The organism is Streptomyces sp. NPDC002156, assembly GCF_053593675.1.
Map to the genome: position 1 here is coordinate 63,078 of NZ_JBSFDA010000014.1, position 18,387 is coordinate 81,464.

General features: G+C 70.4%; 14 protein-coding genes. 12 read left to right on the forward strand and 2 right to left on the reverse strand.

Translation table 11 applies throughout. The features are described from left to right. Positions 1 to 186: 186 nt before the first annotated feature. Entirely contained in the window at positions 187 to 900 is a 714-nt protein-coding gene (locus ACWCRB_RS09315; protein WP_450995454.1) for an IclR family transcriptional regulator, read from the reverse strand. A gap of 300 nt (positions 901 to 1,200) precedes the next feature. On the opposite strand from ACWCRB_RS09315, the gene ACWCRB_RS09320 reads away from it, so the two are divergent. The 6 genes from ACWCRB_RS09320 to ACWCRB_RS09345 all read left to right on the forward strand — a co-directional run bounded on the left by ACWCRB_RS09320 (position 1,201) and on the right by ACWCRB_RS09345 (position 9,698). Beyond that, entirely contained in the window at positions 1,201 to 4,095 is a 2,895-nt protein-coding gene (locus ACWCRB_RS09320) for a BTAD domain-containing putative transcriptional regulator (protein WP_450995455.1), read from the forward strand. Between the two features lie 169 nt (positions 4,096 to 4,264). Beyond that, positions 4,265 to 5,908 (forward strand): glycosyl hydrolase family 28-related protein, encoded by a 1,644-nt coding sequence (locus ACWCRB_RS09325; RefSeq protein ID WP_450995456.1) that lies wholly within the window; start codon positions 4,265 to 4,267, stop codon positions 5,906 to 5,908. 48 nt (positions 5,909 to 5,956) lie between these two features. After that, on the forward strand, positions 5,957 to 7,225 hold the full coding sequence (locus ACWCRB_RS09330) for an alginate lyase family protein (RefSeq protein ID WP_450995457.1): 1,269 nt from the start codon (positions 5,957 to 5,959) through the stop codon (positions 7,223 to 7,225). A 157-nt stretch (positions 7,226 to 7,382) separates the two neighbouring features. Continuing rightward, entirely contained in the window at positions 7,383 to 7,823 is a 441-nt protein-coding gene (locus ACWCRB_RS09335; protein ID WP_450995458.1) for an RrF2 family transcriptional regulator, read from the forward strand. Between the two features lie 105 nt (positions 7,824 to 7,928). Then, positions 7,929 to 9,137 (forward strand): globin domain-containing protein, encoded by a 1,209-nt coding sequence (locus ACWCRB_RS09340; RefSeq protein ID WP_450995459.1) that lies wholly within the window; start codon positions 7,929 to 7,931, stop codon positions 9,135 to 9,137. An 87-nt stretch (positions 9,138 to 9,224) separates the two neighbouring features. Beyond that, positions 9,225 to 9,698 (forward strand): carboxymuconolactone decarboxylase family protein, encoded by a 474-nt coding sequence (locus ACWCRB_RS09345; RefSeq protein ID WP_235472507.1) that lies wholly within the window; start codon positions 9,225 to 9,227, stop codon positions 9,696 to 9,698. A gap of 85 nt (positions 9,699 to 9,783) precedes the next feature. Here the strand turns inward: ACWCRB_RS09345 and ACWCRB_RS09350 are convergent, their stop codons facing one another. Next, complete coding sequence (locus tag ACWCRB_RS09350) at positions 9,784 to 10,170, reverse strand: cupin domain-containing protein (protein WP_450995486.1); 387 nt, start codon at positions 10,168 to 10,170, stop codon at positions 9,784 to 9,786. Between the two features lie 175 nt (positions 10,171 to 10,345). On the opposite strand from ACWCRB_RS09350, the gene ACWCRB_RS09355 reads away from it, so the two are divergent. The 6 genes from ACWCRB_RS09355 (at position 10,346) to ACWCRB_RS09380 (ending at position 18,327) form a co-directional block, all read left to right on the forward strand. Next, positions 10,346 to 11,104 (forward strand): SDR family oxidoreductase, encoded by a 759-nt coding sequence (locus tag ACWCRB_RS09355; protein WP_450995460.1) that lies wholly within the window; start codon positions 10,346 to 10,348, stop codon positions 11,102 to 11,104. Positions 11,105 to 11,111: 7 nt separating this feature from the next. Continuing rightward, positions 11,112 to 13,763: a pyruvate dehydrogenase (acetyl-transferring), homodimeric type gene (gene aceE / locus ACWCRB_RS09360; protein ID WP_450995461.1), complete on the forward strand. Its 2,652-nt coding sequence runs from the start codon at positions 11,112 to 11,114 to the stop codon at positions 13,761 to 13,763. A gap of 43 nt (positions 13,764 to 13,806) precedes the next feature. After that, entirely contained in the window at positions 13,807 to 14,577 is a 771-nt protein-coding gene (locus ACWCRB_RS09365) for a class I SAM-dependent methyltransferase (protein ID WP_450995462.1), read from the forward strand. 99 nt (positions 14,578 to 14,676) lie between these two features. Next, positions 14,677 to 15,174 (forward strand): Ohr family peroxiredoxin, encoded by a 498-nt coding sequence (locus ACWCRB_RS09370; RefSeq protein WP_450995463.1) that lies wholly within the window; start codon positions 14,677 to 14,679, stop codon positions 15,172 to 15,174. A gap of 94 nt (positions 15,175 to 15,268) precedes the next feature. Continuing rightward, entirely contained in the window at positions 15,269 to 16,504 is a 1,236-nt protein-coding gene (locus tag ACWCRB_RS09375) for an NAD(P)/FAD-dependent oxidoreductase (RefSeq protein WP_450995464.1), read from the forward strand. Positions 16,505 to 16,596: 92 nt separating this feature from the next. Further along, positions 16,597 to 18,327 carry an L-aspartate oxidase gene (locus ACWCRB_RS09380; protein WP_450995465.1) on the forward strand — a complete coding sequence of 577 codons (1,731 nt, stop codon included), beginning with the start codon at positions 16,597 to 16,599 and terminating at the stop codon, positions 18,325 to 18,327. Positions 18,328 to 18,387 lie beyond the last annotated feature (60 nt).

Genomic DNA, 18,387 nt, shown 5'->3' on the forward strand with positions numbered 1-18,387 from the left:
AATGCTCACACTCGGCGGTATGTTGTCCGGCTTGGGCGTGATCTTGGGTGTCGTAACGTCAACACTCTCCGACGATTCATCGACGGTCACGGAATCCCCCTTCAGGTATTGGCCGCTCGCTCCGGACAACCGTCGCAGAGCCCGTCGACAATCCGTCGACAATTCATCGACAGCCGGCGGGACGGCTCATCTGCCGCCCAGCCGCGCGCTGATCGTCCTCCCCGTCTGCTGAACGACATCCACGAGCCGGTCGAGGCTGTGCCCGGGGTCGGTCACGACACTCAAGGACGCCAGTGGCGCACCACTCGGCCCGTACAACGGCACCGCCACACAGCACGCCCCCGCCGCCACTTCCTCCCGGTCGAAGGCGACACCCCGGTCACGGATCGCGGCGGACTCCCGTCGCCAGGACGCGGGCAGCGGTCCCAACGGGAGCCGTGGTTGGGCCCCGGCCACCAGAACCTTGCCCGCCGCGGTGAACCAGGGCCAGACCACGCCGTCCGGCAGAAGATCGTGCGCGTCGCCGGTCTCGCAGGCCGTCCAGTCCAGGACCAGCGTCCGCCCCTCCCGCAGAACATTGACGCCCACCACCGCGCCCGTCACCCGCGCCAGCCGCCGGGCCGGCCCCCGCGCGGCGGACCGCAGCCCGGGATACGGCTGCCATGCCTGCCCGAGCCTGAAGATCCGCGAGCCCATGCGATAGCCACCGCGGCCCCGCTCCACGGCCCCCAGCTCGACCAGTTGCTCCAGCAGCCGGTACGCGGTCGTCTTGGGTAGCCCGCACTCCGACGCGAGCCGGGTCAACCCGGCCTGCCCGGCCCGCTCCACCGCCTCCAGCAGCCCGAAGGCCCCCTCCAGCACACTCCGCCCGCCACCGTCCGGCGCGCCAGGCGAAGGCATCGCGACGCGCTCGGACTCAGGCTCGGACAGCCGGTCAAGCTGCCGAACCGGTGAAGCCGCCGCCTCCGTCGCTCCCCGTGGTTCCCTCACATCCGTCTCCCCCAGCCACGCCCGGTTCGCACGGCTCCCCCGACTCCCCGCGCCACCATTCCCCGTGTGCGGGGCGCCGCCGTGCGTGGACACCTCTCCGACCCTCAGACTGAGGCCCGACTGTGGCTCAGAACGTTGTCGATAGGTTGTCGCCCGGCGTGAGAGTGTGCGCGACACGCGGAGAAGTTCTGCACGAGGAGTGTGGAGATCGTGGTGGATGTGCGACTTCTCGGTCCGGTGGAACTCTCGGCACGGGGCAGGACGGCGGAGGTCGGACCGCCCCAACGCCGGGCCGTGCTGGCTGCGTTGGCGGTGGACACCGGCCGGCCCGTCACGGCCGACGTACTGATCCAGCGGGTCTGGGGCGCGGATCCGCCCGACGGGGCACGGCGCGCGCTGCACGCCCACATCGCCCGGATCCGGCGGCTGTGCGAGCAGACCGGAGAAGCGGAGGACGCCCGGTTACGCCTGGTGCGCCGTTCGGGCGGCTACCTCCTGGAGGCTCGCCCGGACCAGGTGGACGTACACCGGTTCCGGCAACTGGTGGGCCGCGCCCGGGAGTCGGGGCGGACGGACGAAGCTCGGGCCTCGCTGCTGCGCGAGGCGCTCGGCCTCTGGCGCGGGGAGCCGCTCGCCGGGCTCGGCGGGCCCTGGGCGGGACGGGTGCGCGAGGCATGGCGGCAGCAGCGTGTGGACGCCGTCGTCGGATGGGCCCACCTGGAGACCCGCGTCGGCGATCCGGTCACCGCGATCGGCCCGCTCACCGAACTGCTCGGCGAACACCCACTGGTGGAGCCGCTGACCGGAGCCCTGATGCGGGCACTGCACACCGCCGGGCGCGGCGCGGAGGCGCTCGACCGCTACGCCACCGTCCGGCAGCGACTGGCCGACGAGTTGGGCACCGACCCCGGGCCGGCGCTGCGGGAGGTGCACCAGGCGATCCTGCGCGGAGGCCCCGCCGAGCCCTCCGCCTGGCCTACGCCCCGGACCACGGCCCGAACCGCTCCCCGCACGATTCCCCCAGCACGACCACCCGGCGAGATCCCCGTACAACTGCCCATGGGCGTAAGGGGGTTCACCGGACGCGGCAAGGAACTCGCCCGACTGGAGGAGGTCCTCGCCTCCGCGACCGACCAGCCGTCGGCGGTGGTGATCTCGGCGGTGTCGGGAACCGCCGGGGTGGGCAAGACCGCGCTCGCCGTGCACTGGGCGCGGCGGGCCCAACGGGCTTTTCCTGACGGGCAGTTGTACGTGAATCTGCACGGGTTCGCCCCCGGCGGACCTGCGGTGAGCCCGGCGGAGGCGGTACGGGGGTTCCTGGACGCCTTCGGGGTGCCGCCGGACCGTGTCCCGGCCGGTCTGGAGGCGCAGACCGGGCTGTACCGCAGCCTGCTGGCCGGGCGGCGGGTGCTGGTGGTGCTGGACAACGCCCGCGACGCCGAGCAGGTCCGGCCGCTGCTGCCGGGGTCGCCCGGATGTCTGGCGCTGGTCACCAGCCGTAGGACGCTCACCGGTCTGGCCGCGTCCGAGGGAGCCCATCTGCTGACGCTCGGTCTGCTCGGTCCCGCCGAGGCCCGGGAGCTGCTGGTCGGCCGGCTGGGTACGGACCGGGTGACGGCCGAACCGGCCGCCGTACGGGAGATCGTCGGCCAGTGCGCCGGGTTGCCGCTCGCCCTGGCGATCGTCGCGGCCCGCGCCGCCGCCCAGCCCGGCCTCCCCCTCGCCGCGCTCGCCGGGGAGCTGCGCCGGGCCGACGAACGTCTGGACGCCCTCGACGGCGGGGAACCGGTCAGCCAGGTGCGGGCGGTGTTCTCCTGGTCCTATCGCGCGCTGAGCACCGGGGCGGCCCGGCTCTTCCGGCTGCTGGGCGTGCACCCCGGACCGGACGCCGCCCTGCCGGCCATCGCCGCGCTGGCCGACGTACCGGTGCCGCGCGCCCGTGTTCTGCTGGCCGAGTTGGTGCGCGGACACCTGCTCACCGAACCCGTCCCCGGCCGGTACGCCTTCCACGACCTGCTGCGCGCGTACGCGGCCGAACTCGTCGTCGGCCACGACAGCGACGACGTCCGGCGCACGGCGGTGCACCGGATGCTCGACCACTATCTGCACACCGCCCACACGGCCGACGCCCTGCTGACTCCCCGCCCCCACCCGACTCCGCTGCCGCCCGCCCAGCCTGGCGCGGCGCCCGCCGAACTGGCGGACCATCCGCAGGCGCAGGCCTGGTTCACCGCCGAGCACGCGGTTCTCCTCGCTGCCGTGCAGCAGGCCCCCGCCTCGGACTTCGACACCCATACCTGGCAGCTCGCCTCGGCACTCACCACGTATCTCGACCGGCACGGGTACTGGCGGGCACTGACCGCCGTCCACACCACGGCCCTCGACGCGGCGCTGCGACGGGGCGACAGGGCCGGGCAGGCCGACGCCCACCGCGGTCTCGGGCTCGCCCAGGACCGGCTGGACCGTCCCGACGACGCCCGCGCGCACTATCTGCGCGCGCTGGAGCTGTTCGGCGAGGTCGGCAGCCACACCGGGCAGGCCCGTATCCACCAGCACCTGTCCCGGATGTCGGAGGCGCAGGGCCGGCGCCGACAGGCTCTCGGCCATGCCCACAACAGCCTCACGCACCATCGGGCCGCCGGTGACCGGGCCGGGCAGTCCGCCGCCCTGAACCACATCGGCTGGATCCTCGCCCAGCTCGGCGACCACCACCAGGCCCTCGCACACTGCCGCGAGGCCCTCGGCCTGGCACAGGAGACCGCGGACCTCAACGGGCAGGCCCACATCTGGGACAGCCTCGGCTACATCCACCACCGCCTCGAAGGGCACGAGGAGGCCGTCGACTGCTACCGCCAGGCCATCGACCTGTTCCACCGGACCGGCGACCGCCACAGCGCAGCCGCCGGACTCGTCTGCCTCGGCGACATCCAGCACACCACGGCCCACCCCCACGCGGCCGACAACGCCTGGACACAGGCCCTCGCGATCACCGCCGATCTCGGTCTCCCGGACACGGATCCGCTGCGCGCCGGCCTCCTGGAACGCCTCGGTCCCGTACCCCCGACCGTTCAGCGATCTGAACCGGCAATCCTGCCGTCCACGTAAAGGCCCACGGGAAATAACCCTGCGCGACCTCTTTCCCACTCACAGGTGCCATGGCATGCTCACCGGTCGACGCAATCCTGAACGTCGTTCATATCCATGACCAGATCCATGGGAAGGGCGAACGGACATGAGAAACGCGCACACGGACACACCCGGCATCTCGAATGTCATGCGCATGACCAGACGGGCTCTGCTGGGAAGCGCGGTCGCCGTCGCGGCCGGCGCCGGCACCTCGGCGGCAGCGGACACGGGGTCGGCCGAAATCCCGGCCCTGTGGCGGGAGTTCAGCCGCACTCCCTTCACCCACCCACAGATCCCGTACATCGGCCGAGCCGGTTTCCGCGGCGGGGTGGCGCACTTCCCCCGCCGCCCCGCCATCGCCGACGTACGGGACTTCGGCGCCGTGGCGGGCGGTACGAGCGACTCCGCTCCCGCGATCAACCGCGCCATCGCCGCTGTCGGCAGGGCCGGCGGCGGCACGGTGACCGTCCCGCCGGGCACGTTCCGGATCGACGACATCATCCGCGTGAACCGCTCGAACGTGATCCTCAAGGGTGCCGGCAGCGGCCGTACGACGCTGTACGCGACGAAGAACCTCACCGAACTCATCGGCGCCTACGGCTCCCGCTACGGCGGCGACAAGTCGGGCTGGTCATGGGCGGGCGGTCTGATCTGGCTGGCCCCCGAGGCCCGCTGGAACTCCCTGGTCACCGCGATCAGGGCGAAGGCCTGGCCCTTCGAGGGCTGGACGGGCAACCGGCGCGACGAGTGGCGGACGCTCACCAAGGTCGCACCGGCGCGGCAGGGGTCCTGGACGGTGACGGTATCGGACCCGTCCCGGCTACACCCCGGCTCACTGGTGCTGCTGCGCCTCGCCGACGACCCGGACCACACCCTCCTGGAGCACATGTGCGGCGGCGGGCCCGGACCGGAGGCCTACGTCTGGGACGACAAGACCAAACTGACGTCGTACGTCCCCTACGAATGGCCGGTCCGCATCGCCCGGGTCCGTGGCCGGCGCGTCACCCTCGAACGCCCCCTGCCGCTCGACGTACGCCCGGAGTGGGATCCCCGACTGACCACGCACGTACCGGAGTTGACCGGCTCGGGTGTCGAAGGGCTGACCCTGGAGGCCGTGGAGACTCCGCAGCAGCCGCATCTGTTGGACAAGGGGTACAACGGTGTCGTCCTGCAGTGCGCGTACGACTGCCGGGTGGACGACGTGACGGTCCGCCACGTCGACAACGGCTTCGGTCTGGTGGCCGCCTCCGCGTGCACCCTGCGCCGGACACGTGTCACCGGCCGGGGTTCCCACCACCCCTACTTCTGCCGCGAGGGCTCGCACGACAACCTCGTCGAGGACTTCACGATCGAGGAGCGCACCAGCCCGGCGCCGTCCGGCACCCAGTTGCACGGCATCAACGTGGAGGGGCTGTCCTCGTACAACGTCTGGTCGCGCGGCGACATGCGGATGGGCACCTTCGACAGCCACCGCGGTCTGCCCTTCGCCAATGTGCGCACCGACATCACCCTGAACAACAACGGCCGCCACGGCGGTGACGCGAGCGCCGGCCCCCTGTTCGGCGCCCGCTTCACCCACTGGAACATCCGCGTCACCAACGCCCGGGCGGGCCTGGTCAGGATCGACGGCCTGGCGCCGTACTCCGCGACCGTCGGCATCGACGAGGTCAGGGAGTTCGACCAGATCGACGTACCGGACTTCGCCGGTGACCTGCACACGCGACTGGAGCTGTACGGCAGCCCACACGCGGTCCGGCCGCGCAATCTGCACGCGGCTCAGCGCGCGCTGTAGCGCCGGAGCACCTCACCGCACGTTCACCCATCTGAACGGAGTGGATCCATGAGCGCACTGTCACGCTTGGGCGTCCTCCTGGTGGCCCTCACCGCGTTCGCCACCGGCGTCGCTGCCCCCGCCGCCTCGGCGCATGCCACGCCCAAAGTCCCGCACACCGCCGTACTGGACGGCACCCGGCTCCAGCAGACCAAGCTCCGCCTCGATCGCGGCGACCGTCAGCTGCGGCAAGCCGTAAGGGCGTTGACGACCCGCGCCGACAAGTGGCTGGACCAGGGCCCCTGGACGGTCGTCGACAAACCGAGGCCCGCGCCCGGCGGCGACGTCCACGACTACCTCAGCCAGGCCCCGTACTGGTGGCCCACCACACCCCCGACCGCCGACAACCCCTGGGGCTGCCCGTACGTACAGCGCGACGGCGAACGCAATCCCGAGGTCGACTCCGGCACCGACCGCCAGGACGTCGAGAAGACCTTCGACTCCGTCTACGACCTGTCCCTCGCCTGGTACTACACCGGCCGGAAGCGGTACGCCGAGAAGGCGGGGCAGGTGCTGCGCACCTGGTTCCTCGACCCGGCAACGAGGATGAACCCGAACCTGAACCACGCCCAGTTCATCCCCTACAGGTTCGACGGCCGCGCGATCGGCATCATCGACTTCTCGCAGTCCTTCACCAGCGTCCTCGACGCGCTCGCCCTGCTCGACACCGGCGCCCCGGGCTGGACCAGGACGGACCGGGCGGGCATGGTGCGGTGGAACAGCGACTTCCTCGGCTGGCTCAGGAACAGCGACTTCGGCAAGGAGGAGGCCGCCCAGACCAACAACCACGGCACCTTCTACGACATGCAACTCGCCGCACTCGCCTACGCCACCGGCGACAGGGACCTGGCCCGTCGCACGGTCCTGGACGTCCGGAGCACGCGCATCGCGTCGCAGATCGCGGCCGACGGAAGCCAGCCGCAGGAGCTGACCCGGACCAGGAGCTGGCACTATTCGACGTTCTCGCTGGTCGCCCACACCCGGCTCGCGGCCATCGGCCGGCATGTCGGCGTGAACCTGTGGGCGTACCGGGGCCCGGACGGGCAGAGCCTGTTCAGGGCGGTGGACTATCTGCTGCCCGCCGCGACAGGGGCCGCCGCCTGGCCGCATCCGGAACTCGGGTTCCTACGGTACGCGGCGACCGATGTCGTCCACGCGGCCGCCGACGCCGGTGACGCGGGGGCGCGGCGGGCGGTTCCGTCGCTGGAGGCGCCGCCGGGCGGGGACCTGTGGGTGCTGCGTCCGGCGGCGGAACAGCTGGACTCCCTCGCGGGCTGACCGGCGACCTGCGTCGCGCGGCGGGCCACGACCGCCTCCGCGCGGGCGGAGTTCCTCGCCAGACAGGTCTCCGCCAGCGCGGTGAGCGCGTGACGCCACCTCACGGCAGGAGACCCGTAAATACGCATCTCCGATGCAACATTGATAGGGTGTCACCGTGAGGCTGACCAGATACACGGATCTCGCGCTTCGGGCAGTGATGCGCCTGGCCGTCGTGGACGGCGAGGAGCTGCTGACCACGCGGCAGATCGCCGACTCCATGAACGTCCCCTATACGCACATGGCGAAGGCCATCGCCCAGTTGCAGCACCTGGGCGTGATCGAGGCGCGGCGCGGGCGCAACGGTGGGCTGACGCTCACCGGCGCGGGGCGGAGCACTCACGTGGGGGACCTGGTCAGGACACTGGAGGGGGACCGGGAAACCGTGACCTGCGAGGGCGACGCCCCATGTCCGCTCGCAGGCGCCTGCCGACTGCGACGGGCACTGCGACAGGCGCAGGAGGCGTTCTACTCCTCGCTGAACGGCGTGACCGTGGCCGATCTGGTGACGTCACCGACGGGACCGGTGCTGTTGGCGCTGGGCACTCCCCCGAGCTGAAGCCGGTTCGTCATCGCCGCTCAGGCGTGGCGACCATGACAACCGAAAATACGCATCTCACATACCAATTCACTTGCCCATGGCATCCAACAAGGAGTGTGTCCCATGCTCTCTGCTCAGTCGGTTCCCGTCGTACGGGCGACGCTTCCCGTGGTGGGAGCCTCGCTGACCACGATCACGGAGCTGTTCTACCGGCGGCTGTTCGAGGAACACCCGGAGCTGCTGCGGCAGTTGTTCAACCGGACCAACCAGGCCACCGGCGCCCAGCGCGAGGCACTGGCCGGCTCGGTGGCGGCCTTCGCGACCCTCCTGGTCGAGCGGCCCGACCAACGCCCCGACGCCGTGCTCTCGCGCATCGCCCACAAGCACGTCTCCCTGGGTATCACCCCCGACCAGTACCCCCGGGTCGGACGCCATCTGCTCGGAGCGGTCGCCGAGGTCCTCGGCGATGCCGTCACCCCCGAGGTCGGCGCCGCCTGGGACGAGGTCTACTGGCTGATGGCCAACGCCCTGATCGCCATCGAGGCCCGGCTGTACGCCGAGGCAGGTGTGGAGAACGGCGATGTGTGGTGGCGCATGGAGATAGCCGAGCGCCGCCGGGAGTCCGCCGACGCCGTCTCGTTCGTCCTGCGCCGGACCGACGGCCGTCCCACGACGCCCTTCCGGCCGGGACAGTACGTCAGTGTCCGCGTCGAACTGCCCGACGGTGCCCGCCAGATCCGGCAGTACAGCCTGTCCACCGCGCCCGATCACAAGACCTGGCGCATCACCGTCAAGCGCGAGCAGGCCGCCGACGGCACCGTCCCCGACGGCGAGGTGTCGTCCTGGCTGCACGCCAACGCCGAGGTGGGCGACGTCCTCGACGTCTCGCTGCCCGCCGGTGACCTCGTACTGGCGGAGACCGGCACCCCGCTTCTCCTCGCGTCCGCCGGTATCGGGATCACCCCCATGCTGTCGATGCTCGACCATCTCGCCCTCACCTCCTCCGCGCGTCCGGTCACCGTCGTCCACGCCGACCGGAGTCCCCTCGACCATGTCCACCGTGATGAACAGGCCGACCTGGTCAGCCGTCTGACCAGCGCCGATCTTCACGTGTGGTACGAGAACGACGCCCATCGCTCCCCCGGCACCAACGTCTTCGCCGGCCGCGCCACGCTCGACCACCTCACCCTCACGCCCGACACCACCGCCTTCCTCTGCGGACCGCTGCCCTTCATGCGCGCGGTGCGGGGTGAGCTGCTGGCCAAGGGGCTGCACCCCGCCGCCATCCACTACGAGGTGTTCGGACCCGACCTCTGGCTCAGCAAGGGATGAGATCCACTTCTCGCCCACGTTGCTGTCACACGTTGCCGGGTCACCCGGTCATACGTGTGTATCCGTAACACGGCGAGGGAGATCAACGTGGAATCGCGTCTCAACTACTTCGGCCACCCGCTCGCGGGGAAGGTGCTCAAGCACATCAACTCGGCCGGCAAGCTGGTGCAGGACTCGACCCTGCCGACCACGGTCCAGGAGCTGGTGAAGATCCGCGCGAGCCAGATCAACGGCTGCGGCTTCTGCACCGACATGCACACCAAGGAAGCCACCGCGGCCGGAGAGACCCCGCAGCGCCTCCACCTGGTCGCCGCCTGGCGTGAGGCCAAGGTCTTCACCGAACCCGAGCGCGCCGCACTGGAACTGGCGGAACAGGGCACCCGTATCGCCGACGCGGCCGGCGGGGTCACCGACGAGGCCTGGGCGAACGCGGCCAAGCACTTCGACGAGGACCAGCTCGTCGCGCTGATCTCCCTCATCGCCGTCATCAACGCCTACAACCGCATCAACGTCATCAACCAGCAGCCTGCCGGGGACTACCAGCCTGGCCAGTTCGGCTAGCCGACACCTCCCCGGCCAGGCGCACACGGTCCGTCTCCACGCCGCCCCGACCTACGGCGTGGAGACGGACTCAGTCGTGCGCGGGTCAGACCGCGGGACGCGGTGCCCGCAGATGGGCCCGCGCGGCCAGTTCGTCCTCGTCGACGAACGTGAGCATCGGCTGGCCCGGTGCGCAGAGCATGGTCACGACGAACCGGCAGGGCTCGTCCGTCAGGGCGTTGCCGTCCTGGTAGTGGATGACGTCGCCGCCCGGCTCCCAGAAGGTCTCCCCGGCCTTGACCACCCGCTCCGGTTCACCCTCCAGCTCGAAGCGGACCGCGCCCTCGATCACGTACCCGAAGGCCGGTCCCGAGTGACGGTGCGGCGGGCTGCCGACGTTGCCGGGCGGCCACTCGACCAGAAGGGTCATCCCCGAGGCGCCTTCGGGGATATGGGGCGGCGTGACGTCCTGGATCACCTTCGCCGCGGTCATCCAGGCCTCGTTGGTTGACACTGTTGCACCTCCGTGGACTCCTGCATCCGGTGTTTTCACACCCTTTCTCGACGAGGAGACCGGATACGCCCCGGTCCTGTGACAGTCGCCGTACGAGTCGATGTCACAACAGTGGTACGTGGCCTGTCGTATGGGCAGGAGAAAGGGGATCCAGATGAAGGTAGTTGTCGCGGGAGCCACCGGCCGGATCGGCTCCAGGACGATGATGCGGCTCCGGGACCACGGTGTGGAGGTCGTGCCCGTGTCCCGCCGCCACGGTGTCGACGTGATCACCGGGGACGGTCTCGACGAGGCACTGCGGGACGCCGAGGTGCTGGTGGACGTCACCGACGCGCCCGCGCGGACCGAGGGGGCGGGGCTCCAGTTCTTCCGTACCGCCACGACCAACCTCCTGGGCGCGGCGGTCGCGGCCGGTGTCGAGCACCATGTGGTCCTCTCCGCCGTGGGGGCCGACCTGCTGTGGTCGGACTACTTCCGCGCGAAGCTGCTCCAGGAGGACATGGTGCGGAGTTCGCCGGTTCCGCACTCGATCGTGCGGGCCACACCGTTCTTCGAGTCCATCGAGGCCATGGTGGAGAAGAACACCGTGTACGACCATGTACACGTCGCGCCGGTCCTCGTCCCTCCCGTGTCGACGGATGACGTCGCTGTCGCCGTCGCCCATGTCGCCGTAGGACTCCCGCTGTTCGGTGTCACAGAGGTCGCCGGGCCCGAGATGCGTCGCCTCGACGAGCTGGCGGACGAGGTGCTGGTCGCCCGTGGCGACAAGCGGGTTGTCGTCCCGGACGCGCAGGCCCGGTACTTCGGTGCCGAGTTGAGGGAACGGACCCTGGTGCCCCGGACGAACCCCCGCGTGGGCCATCTGTCGTTCGCCGAGTGGCTGGCGCGGCCCGTCGTCCACGCCCAGGGGTGATCGCGTCATGAGCGAACTCGACCAGCTGCCCGACCGTGACGTGGAGGAGACCGCCGAATGGCAGGCGTCGCTCGACGCCGTCATCCGGCACACCGGGCCCGAGCGTGCCGTGTTTCTGCTGCGGCGCGTGCACGAGTACGCGGCCAGGTCCGGGGTGGCCCTCCCGGGGCTGCTGTCCTCGGACTACATCAACACCATCCCGGCGTCGGCCCAGCCCGCCTTCCCCGGTGACCTCGCCATGGAGTCCCGGATCACGGCGCTGAACCGGTGGAACGCGGCCGCGATGGTGACCCGTGGTTCACGTCTGGGGCTGGGCGGCCACATCGCGACCTACGCGTCGGCGGCTTGGCTCTACGAGGTCGGGTTCAACCATTTCTTCCGGGGCAAGGACGGCGACGGCTCCGGGGACCAGCTGTATCTGCAGGGGCATGCCTCGCCCGGCATCTACGCGCGGGTGTTCCTGGAGGGGCGGCTGAGCGAGGAGCAGTTGGACGGTTTCCGGCGCGAGGCCGACGGTCACGGGCTGCCGTCGTATCCGCATCCCCGGCGGCTGCCGTGGCTGTGGGAGTTCCCGACGGTCTCGATGGGGCTCGGCCCGCTCGCCGCCGTCTACCAGGCCCGGTTCAACCGCTATCTCCTCAACCGGGGGATCAAGGACACGTCCGGGTCGCGGGTGTGGGCCTTCCTGGGTGACGGGGAGGTGGACGAGCCCGAGTCGACGGCCGCGCTGGAGCTCGCGGCCCGCGAGGACCTCGACAACCTCACCTTCGTCGTCAACTGCAATCTGCAACGCCTTGACGGTCCGGTGCGGTCGAACTCCAAGATCGTGCAGGAGCTGGAGGCGCGGTTCCGGGGTTCCGGCTGGCATGTCGTGAAGACCCTGTGGGGCGAGGCCTGGGACTCCGTACTCCGGCAGGACTTGGACGGTTCCCTCGTCCGCCGGCTCGGCGAAACACCCGACGCCCAGCTCCAGACGTACGCCGCACGGGACGCCACGTACATCCGCAAGCACTTCTTCGTCGGCGACGAGTTGTCGCACCTCGCCGCGGGTCTGAGCGACGCGCAGCTGACCGAGCTGTTCGAGAACTCCCGGGGCGGTCACGAACCGCTCAAGGTGTACGCCGCCTACCGGGCCGCCGTTGAGCGCAGGGGGCAGCCGACCGTCGTCCTCGCCCAGACGGTGAAGGGCCACACGCTGGGGTCGGCGTTCGAGTCCCGCAACGCCAACCACCAGATGAAGAAGCTGACGACGGCCCAGTTCCGTGAGATGCGCGACGCGCTGGAACTCCCCATCCCGGACAGCGCGTTGAGCGGTGACCTGGTGCCGTACTGGCACCCCGGTGAGGACTCGGAAGAGGTGCGCTACCTCCGCGAGCGGCGTACCGCGCTGGGAGGCCCCGTCCCGCTGCGGCGGGTGGTGGCCAAGCCGCTGCCGGAGCCGCCGACCGACCCGTTCGACGTCCTCCGAAAGGGCTTCGGCAAGCAGGAAGTGGCCACCACCATGGCCCTGGTCCGACTGGTCAAAGACCTGATGCGCGTCGAGGGGACAGGGCCGCGCTGGGTGCCGATCATCCCCGACGAGGCACGGACGTTCGGCATGGAGTCCCTCTTCCCGACGGCCGGGATCTACTCGCCGAAGGGCCAGACCTACGAACCGGTCGATGTCGACCAGCTGCTCCACTACCGGGAAGCCACGGACGGCCAGCTCATCGACGAGGGCATCACCGAGGCCGGGTCGATGGCCGAGTTCACCGCTGCGGCGACGTCCTACGCCACCCACGGCGAACCCATGATCCCCTTCTACATCTTCTACGCCATGTTCGGATTCCAGCGCACGGGCGACCAGTTCTGGGCCCTCGCGGACCAGATGGGCCGTGGCTTCGTCGTCGGGGCGACGGCGGGCCGTACGACGATGACCGGCGAGGGACTCCAGCACGCCGACGGCCACTCCCATCTGCTGGCCTCCACGAATCCGGCCGCCGTGAGCTACGACCCGGCCTTCGCGTACGAGATCGCGGTCATCGTCCGGGAGGGGCTGCGCCGCATGTACGGCGAGGCGCCCGAGGACGTCTTCTACTACCTGACGGTCTACAACGAGCCCAAACGGCAACCGGCGATGCCCACCGGACCGGACGTCGAGGAAGGCATCCTGCGGGGCATCTATCCCTTCCGGCCCGTGCAAGCGCACGTCACCGGCCCGCGCATCCAGCTCCTGGCGTCCGGCACGGCCATCCACTGGGCGCTCAAGGCCCAGGAACTCCTCCTCTCCCAGTGGGGAGTCCACGCCGGCGTCTGGTCGGTGACGTCCTGGACGGAACTGCGCCGCGACGCCCTGTGCGTCGACCGGGCGCGGCTGCGGGGCGAGGAGCGCGTCCCGTACGTGACGGCCGCGCTGTCCGGCGTACAGGGGCCCGTCCTTGCGGTGAGCGACTGGATGCGGCAGGTGCCCGACCAGATCAGCCAGTGGGTCGAGCAGGACTACTCGTCGCTTGGCACGGACGGCTTCGGACTGTCGGACACCCGTGACGCCGTACGCCGTTACTTCCGCGTGGACGCCGAGTCGATCGTCGTCGCCGCCCTGGACCAGCTGGCGCGGACCGGCGCGGTCGATGCGGAGACGGTCGTGCGAGCGCGCGACCGCTACGACTGGCAGGGCTGAACACCTCGTCGAAGGCACGGCGCGTCGAAAGTGAGCCAGTGACATGCACCCTTTCCCCTCGGCGGTGTCCGTCGCTCCTCCCGGCCGGGAGGAGCCGGACGACTACGCGATCAGCGCCGAGTTCTACGACGTCCTGCAGGCGGAGCGGGACGGGGCCCGTGTGCACCGGCTGTACGGCGACGCTGTCGGCAGGGCCCGTCTCGGGGTGCTGGACGTCGGTGCCGGCACCGGACGGGTCACGCTGATGAGCCTGCTCGAATCGCGGGTCCCGGTGCACGCCGTCGAGCCCACCCGTTCCATGCGGTCCCCGCTGATGACGCGCCTGGCATCGCTGCCCGCCGACCTGCGGAGGCGGGTCACCGTGCACCCCCATCGGCTCGACGAGGCCGAACTGCACGGGGTGGCCGACGTGGCCGTGTGCCACAACACGATCGCCTGTCTCCACCCGGCTTCGCGGCGCGCCCTGTGGCCGGCCGTCGCCGGAGCACTCGTACCCGGAGGTGTCCTGCTCGTCCAGCTCCCGCCCGCCCGCCTCCCGCGCCGCGAGACCACGCACGACCTGCCGACGCAGCGGATCGGCCAGCACGAGTACGGCGGACGCATGGTCGCGTCGGCCGACGCGAACCGGATCCGGACCCGCTTCGACTACTGGGTGCGGGGCGAGGGCGGTGTGCTGCGGGAGCACCACGAGACGTTCTGGATGTGGCCGACCACCCGTGGGGAGGTGATCGGAGAACTGGCGGAGTGCGGCTTCGCTCCGCTGCCCGGGCGGACCGATCCCGCCGTGCTGGCAGTGCGGCTCGTACGGCGCTGAGGAGTCCGTACCCGGACGGTTGTCACAAGCGGGGTTACTTGTCGGTCAACCGGATGTCCGGGGCCCAGGCCTTCCCCAGCACATCGACGGAGTCGCGCGATGACCGAGCAGAGTCCGCTGCCCGATCTGTCCACCGAGATGGACTTCGGCGGAGAGTCCTTCGCCCCCATCTACACCACGACGGTGACGGTGAGCGGCGGGACAGCGAGTCATGGGCGGGCCTCGGGCAGGGCGCGTTCGGCCGACGGAGCCCTTGATCTCGATCTGCACATGCCCGCCGAACTGGGCGGCGACGGTCAGGGCACGAATCCCGAGCAGCTGTTCGCCGCCGGCTTCGCCGCCTGCTACCACGGGGCGTTGAGCCTGGTGGCACGGCAGGTGCCGCTCGATCCCACCGAGATCTCCGTGGAGGCGACGGTCGCCTTCGGGCGGGACCCGGAGGACGGCGGCTATCTGCTGCGCATCGACCTGCTGGTCCGGTGGCCGGGCATCGATCCGGAGGTCGCCGCCCCACTGCTGGAGAAGGCCGATTCGCTGTGCCCGTACGCGAAAATGGCCTGGCAGGGAACGCCGACGACCATCACGTTGGCTCCGTAGCGGTCCAGCCGTCCACTGTCACAGGACAAGGCGCTGCGCGGTCTCATGGGTGTCCCTCCCGACACGGCTCGCGACATGTGGCGCGACTTCTGAGATGGGGAACCCCGTGAACACTTTCGTGATCGTCGGTGGCGGTCTGGCCGCGGGCAAGACGGCGGAGGCACTGCGGAAGCACGGCCACAGCGGGCCGCTCGTCATCATCGGCGACGAGACCGAGAAGCCCTACATCCGGCCGCCGCTCTCCAAGGGGTATCTGCTGGGCAAGGAGGAGCGCGACTCGATCTTCGTGCACCCCGACGACTGGTACCGGGAGCACGACGTCGACCTGCTGCTGGACACGCGTGCACGCGCGGTCGATCCGCGGGCGCGGACGGTGGAACTCGACGACGGCCGTCAAGTCCCGTACGCCAAGCTGCTCCTGGCCACCGGCTCGTCCCCGCGTCGGCTGTCCGTTCCGGGTGCGGATCTCGACAACGTCCTGTATCTGCGCCGGGTGGAACAGAGTGAACGGCTCAAGTCCGTGTTCCGGCCGGGGGCGAGGATCGTGGTGGTCGGGGCCGGGTGGATCGGCCTGGAGACCGCCGCTGCCGCCCGGACGGCCGGCGCCGAGGTGACGGTGCTCAACCACTCGGAGCTTCCCCTGCTGAAGGTGCTCGGGCGGGAGGCGGCCGAGGTGTTCGCGGCGCTCCACGCCGATCACGGCGTCGACATACTGCCCACCGTGGAAGTGGAGTCCCTCACCGGGACGGACGGGCGCGTGGACGGCGTACGGCTGGCCGACGGCAGACACCTGGACGCGGACGCCGTCGTCGTGGGCGTCGGGATCATGCCCAACGTCCAACTCGCCCAGGAGGCGGGCCTGGAGGTGCGCAACGGCATCGTCACCGACGAGCATCTGCGGACCTCGGTGGCCGACATCCACGCCGCGGGCGATGTCGCCAACGCCTACCACCCCCTGCTCGGCCGCCACCTCCGTGTCGAGCACTGGGCCAACGCCCTGCGTCAGCCGGAGGTGGCGGCGCTCTCCATGCTCGGCAAGGACGCCGTCTACGACAGGCTGCCGTACTTCTACACGGACCAGTACGACCTCGGGATGGAGTACACGGGTTACACGGAGCCCGGGGGCTACGACCGTGTCGTCTTCCGTGGGGAGCCGTCCGAACGACGGTTCGTCTGCTTCTGGTTGGCGGGCAAGCGGGTCCAGGCGGGCATGAGCGTCAACGTCTGGGACGTCATCGAACCGATCCGGGCCCTCGCCGCGTCCGGGGCCGACCTCGACGACGCGGTCCTCGCCGACCCGGACGTACCGCTGGACCGCATCCTGCCGTGACACCTGACACACGGTGTGACTCGCTATGCATGTCACAGATCCCGGGACGGACTGGTCGTACTGAGTGACAACCCCGGCGATCGGAGTGAACGGTGGCTATCGACGAACAACAGCTTTCCACGACGGTGCTGGTGATCGGCACGGGAGGTGCCGGGCTGCGGGCGGCGATCGAACTCGCCGAGGCCGGTGTCGACGTCCTCGCGGTCGGCAAACGCCCCAAGGACGACGCGCATACGGCGCTCGCCGCCGGTGGGATCAACGCGGCCCTGGCCACCATGGACCCCGAGGACAGCTGGCAGCAGCACGCGGCCGACACCCTCAAGGAGAGCTATCTGCTGGCCGACCCCCGCACGGCCGAGATCGTCACCCAGGGTGCCGCCCGGGGCATCGACGACCTGGAGCGCTACGGCATGGCCTTCGCCCGGGAGGAGGACGGCCGGATCTCCCAGCGCTTCTTCGGCGCGCACACCTTCCGGCGTACCGCCTTCGCGGGCGACTACACGGGGCTGGAGATCCAGCGCACGCTCATCAGGCGCGCGGAACAGCTGAAGATCCCCGTGCTCGACGGTGTCTACATCACCCGGCTGCTGGTGCACGACGGCGCGGTCTTCGGCGCCTACGGCTTCGACCTCACGGACGGTAAGCGCTACCTGATCCACGCGGACGCGGTCATTCTCGCGGCGGGCGGTCACACCCGGATCTGGCGGCGTACGTCCTCACGGCGCGACGAGAACACGGGCGACTCCTTCCGGCTGGCCGTGGAGGCCGGTACCCGGCTGCGCGACGCCGAGCTGGTGCAGTTCCATCCGTCCGGGATCATCGAGCCGGAGAACGCGGCCGGCACCCTGGTCAGCGAGGCCGCCCGGGGCGAGGGCGGGATCCTGCGCAACGCGCTCGGGGAACGCTTCATGGCCCGCTACGACCCCGACCGCATGGAACTGTCCACCCGCGACCGCGTGGCCCTGGCCTCCTACACGGAGATCAAGGAAGGGCGCGGGACGCCCAAGGGGGGTGTGTGGCTCGACGTCTCCCACCTCCCACGGCAGACGATCATGACGCGACTCCCCCGCGTCTACCAGACCCTCCTCGACCTCCAGATGCTCGACATCACCCGCGAACCGATCGAGATCGCGCCCACCGCGCACTACTCGATGGGCGGGGTGTGGGTGCGGCCCGAGGACCACAGCACCGACGTGCGGGGCCTGTACGCCATCGGCGAGGCGTCGAGCGGGCTGCACGGGGCCAATCGCCTCGGCGGGAACAGCCTCATCGAACTGCTGGTCTTCGGCCGCATCACCGGGCAGGCTGCCGCCGCCTACTCGCGGTCCCTGACGGCGCAGCCACGGTCGGCGTCGGCCGTCGCACAGGCCCGCGCGGACATCGACGACCTCCTCTCGGCCGACGGACCCGAGAACGTACGCGCCCTGCAGCGCGCCATCCGCAACACGATGACCGAGCACGCGGGGGTCGTACGGGACGAGGAGGGCCTGAGCGCAGGGCTCGCGGAGTTGTCAGTGATCGAGAAGCGGATGGAGGACGTCGGTGTGCACCCGGACATCGCCGGCTACCAGGACCTCGCGCACGCCTTCGACCTCAAGTCCGCCGCCCTCGCTGCCCGCGCCACCCTCGAAGCGGCCCTGGAGCGTCGTGAGACCCGTGGCTGCCACAACCGCAGTGACTATCCCGACCTTGATCCCGCTCTGCGGGTCAATCTCGTCTGGTCGCCGACGACCGGTATCACCCGCGAGAGCATTCCGGCCATCCCTGACGAGATTTCCTCGCTGATGGGGGAAGTCTCGACCGAGGGAAAGCTCGTCGAATGAGAAGTTTTCCTGATTGCGCGAAATCCCTGTCACACCTGGGGCCACTGCCCTGTCTCTCCT